The organism is Diaphorobacter ruginosibacter, assembly GCF_040396215.1.
Taxonomy (GTDB): Bacteria; Pseudomonadota; Gammaproteobacteria; order Burkholderiales; family Burkholderiaceae_C; genus Diaphorobacter_A; species Diaphorobacter_A ruginosibacter_A.
The window spans coordinates 1-3,223 of the sequence record NZ_JBEBOW010000224.1; the positions used below are offsets into that span (position 1 = coordinate 1).

3 protein-coding genes are annotated in these 3,223 nt (G+C 66.1%); 2 read left to right on the forward strand and 1 reads right to left on the reverse strand.

The genetic code is table 11. From position 1 onward, the window contains the following. Positions 1-139: 139 nt before the first annotated feature. Positions 140-868: an IclR family transcriptional regulator gene (locus ABWP92_RS17020; protein WP_353236592.1), complete on the reverse strand. Its 729-nt coding sequence runs from the start codon at positions 866-868 to the stop codon at positions 140-142. Positions 869-1,021: 153 nt separating this feature from the next. On the opposite strand from ABWP92_RS17020, the gene ABWP92_RS17025 reads away from it, so the two are divergent. Both ABWP92_RS17025 and ABWP92_RS17030 read left to right on the forward strand, forming a co-directional pair. Beyond that, complete coding sequence (locus ABWP92_RS17025; RefSeq protein ID WP_353236593.1) at positions 1,022-1,996, forward strand: hydroxymethylglutaryl-CoA lyase; 975 nt, start codon at positions 1,022-1,024, stop codon at positions 1,994-1,996. An 11-nt stretch (positions 1,997-2,007) separates the two neighbouring features. After that, positions 2,008-3,222 carry a CaiB/BaiF CoA transferase family protein gene (locus tag ABWP92_RS17030; protein WP_353236594.1) on the forward strand — a complete coding sequence of 405 codons (1,215 nt, stop codon included), beginning with the start codon at positions 2,008-2,010 and terminating at the stop codon, positions 3,220-3,222. The last annotated feature ends 1 nt before the right edge of the window (position 3,223 follow it).

A 3,223-nucleotide genomic window follows, 5' to 3' on the forward strand; every position in this document is an offset into this window, starting at 1 on the left:
CGGCCGGGTTGTCCGCCGATCAGGTGTAAGAACGTGTTCACGATCTCCTCGCGCCTGCGTAGAGATCGTAAACACGTTCTTAGCGCCTGCTATAACGCCCGAGCCGGCGCCGGCCCGGCCCGGCGCGTTGGCCGCCGCATCAAGGCAGCAGCGCGCCCAGCTCCCGCGCCGCCGCCAGCACATTCTTCACATAGCGCTCGTCATACCGGTGCACCGGCATGGTCAGCGTCAACGCTGCCGCCAGTTCGCCGCCCTTGCGGAAAACGGGCACGGAGATACCGGCGATCTCGCTGCTGCGGTCTCCGGCCAGCGCCTCGAACCCGTCCGCGCGCACCTTGGCGTAGTGGACGCGGTCCTTGCGTTCCCATTCTGAGAGTTCCGGATCGAACGCCACCAGCACACGGCCGCCCGCTCCCTTGCCCAGCGGCAGCACGTCTCCGGCGCGGGCATGGTCGCGTACGGGGTGAGGCGAATCGACCCGGTACAGGCACAGCCGCTCCCGCCCCTGCCGCACGTGATAGGCGGCGCTCTCGCCAGTCTGCGTGACCAGCGCGCGCAGCACCGGCATCACCACCTGGTCGAGCGAGAAATTCCGCGCATAGAGCGTATGCAGCCGCGCCACGGCCGGGCCGATGGCGTAGCGCCCGGAATCCAGCCGGATCACCCATCCCGCGAACTCCAGCGAGGCCAGCAGCCGTGAAATCGTACTTTTGTACAGGCGCGTGCGCTGCGCGAGTTCGGCCAGGCTCAGCCCTTCGTCACCGTCGCGGAATGCCCCCAGCAGGCAAAGCGCCCGATCCACGGCGGCCACGCCGCCGGGAGCGGCGTTCTCGTCGGCCAGCGATTCATTCATGGATTTGCGAGGCATACGTATAAACCCTTGGTTCCACGGCTTGACATCCTTGGTTGGCACACAGCAATATCTTATTAGACAGAATATTGTTCTATCTAACAGCACGATATGAAACAACTGGAATGCTGTCAAGAGACGGCCTCCACCCAGGAATTCCAAGACGCACCCATGGCGACAGCATCTCCCCCATTCGAAGTACTCATCAGCGAGGTCGGCCCGCGCGACGGCCTGCAATCGGTCAAGAACCGCATGTCCACCACCGACAAATGCGCCTGGATCGATGCGCTGGCCGCATCAGGCCTGCGCGAAATCGAAGTGGGCTCGTTCGTCTCGCCCAAACTGCTGCCGCAGATGGCCGACACCGCGGCGGTGGTCGCGCACGCCCTGCGGCACAAGGGCGTGACCGTCATGGCGCTGGTGCCCAATCTGCACGGCGCGAAGGCGGCCATCGAAGCGGGCGTGCACAAGATCACCATGCCGATTTCCGCCAGCCCCGCGCACTCGCTCGCCAATGTGCGCAAGACGCCCGAGGAGATGATCGACGAGGTGAAGAACATCATCGCCCTGCGCAACGAAATGGCTCCACGGGTGCATGTGGAAGCAGGCATTTCCACCGCCTTCGGCTGCACGATCCAGGGCGTGGTGCCTGAAGACGGCGTGATTGCGCTGGCCGCCGCCTGCGCGCGCGCCGGAGTCGATGAAGTCGGCCTGTCCGACACCACCGGCATGGCCAACCCCGCGCAGGTCAGGCGCCTTTTCAGGCGCTTGATCGCCGAGCTGGGCGGCAAGGCCGGAGCGGCACACATGCACAACACGCGCGGGCTGGGCCTGGCCAACTGCCTGGCCGCCCATGACGTGGGCACGCGCACTTTCGACGCCTCTCTGGCGGGCCTGGGCGGCTGCCCGTATGCGCCGGGTGCGTCCGGCAACGTGGTGACCGAAGACCTGGTGTTCATGTTCGAAGCCATGGGCATCCGCACGGGCGTCGATGTCCAGGCGCTGATCGCCGCGCGCGAGGCCCTGGCGCGCGGCCTGCCCGGCGAGGCACTCTACGGCATGACGCCCCTGGCGGGCCTGCCCAAGGGGTTCGGGCAGGACAGCTACGGGCCCGAACACGGCATGACCCGCGCCGGCGCATTCTGAAAAACAAAGACATGAACACGAACAGCAACAACCACCTTCCCTACTCCGGCATCCGCGTCGTCGAATTCGTACACATGGTGATGGGGCCGAGCTGCGGCCTGATGCTTGCCGACCTGGGCGCCGAAGTGATCAAGGTCGAACCCGTTGGGCATGGCCGCGACGGCGACGCCACGCGCAAGCTGCTGGGCTCGGGCGCCGGTTTCTTCCCCATGTTCAACCGCAACAAGAAAAGCGTCACGCTGGACCTGCAGACGCCCGAGGGCAAGGAGGCCGCGCTCAGGCTCATCGCAACGGCCGACGTGGTGTGCGAGAACTTCAAGCCCGGCACCATGCGCAGGCTCGGCCTGGACTATGGGAGCCTGAAGGACCGCTTCCCACAGCTCATCTACGTGAGCCACAAAGGCTTTCTGCCCGGCCCCTACGAGCACCGCACGGCGCTCGACGAAGTCGTGCAGATGATGGGCGGCCTGGCCTACATGACGGGCCGCCCCGGCGACCCCCTGCGCGCGGGCACCAGCGTGAACGACATCATGGGCGGCATGTTCGGCGCCATGGGAGCCATGGCCGCGCTCGCCCAGCGGGAGAAAACCGGCAGGGGCCAGGAAGTGCAAAGCGCACTGTTCGAGAACAACGTTTTCCTGATCGCGCAGCACATGATGCAGTTCGCCGTCACGGGCAAGCCGGCCGCGCCCATGCCGGCGCGCATTTCCGCCTGGGCCATCTATGACGTGTTCGAGGTAAAGAACGGCGAACAGATCTTTCTGGCCGTGGTCAGCGATGGCGCATGGCGCGTCTTCTGCGACGCATTCCAGTTGGGCGGCTTGCGCGACGACCCGCGCCTTGGCAGCAACAACGCGCGGGTGCTGGCGCGCGAGTGGCTGATCCCGCTGCTGCGCGAGCACTTGTCGCAATACGACAGCGCCCACATTGCCGAGGTGTTCGAATCCAACGGCCTGCCTTTCGCGCCCATCGCCATGCCGCACGAACTGCTCGATGACAGGCACCTGAACGAAAGCGGGGCATTGGCACCGATCGAGCTGCCCGACGGCCGGCAGACCAAGACCGTGCTGCTGCCGTTGACGCTGGATGGCAGGCATCTCGAAGTGCGGCTCTCGCCCCCGAAGCTGGGCGAGCACAGCCTGGAGATCCTGACCGCCCTGGGATACAGCGCCGAACATGCGCGCGCGCTGTCACAAGGCATCGCCCCTGCCGAAGCCGGAGCCTGAG

Coding starts and splice junctions, on each gene's coding strand:
- ABWP92_RS17025 (WP_353236593.1), top strand. CDS start 1,022: ATGGCGACAGCATCTCCCCCATTCGAAGTACTCATCAGCGAGGTCGGC.
- ABWP92_RS17030 (WP_353236594.1), top strand. CDS start 2,008: ATGAACACGAACAGCAACAACCACCTTCCCTACTCCGGCATCCGCGTC.
- ABWP92_RS17020 (WP_353236592.1), bottom strand. CDS start 868: ATGCCTCGCAAATCCATGAATGAATCGCTGGCCGACGAGAACGCCGCT.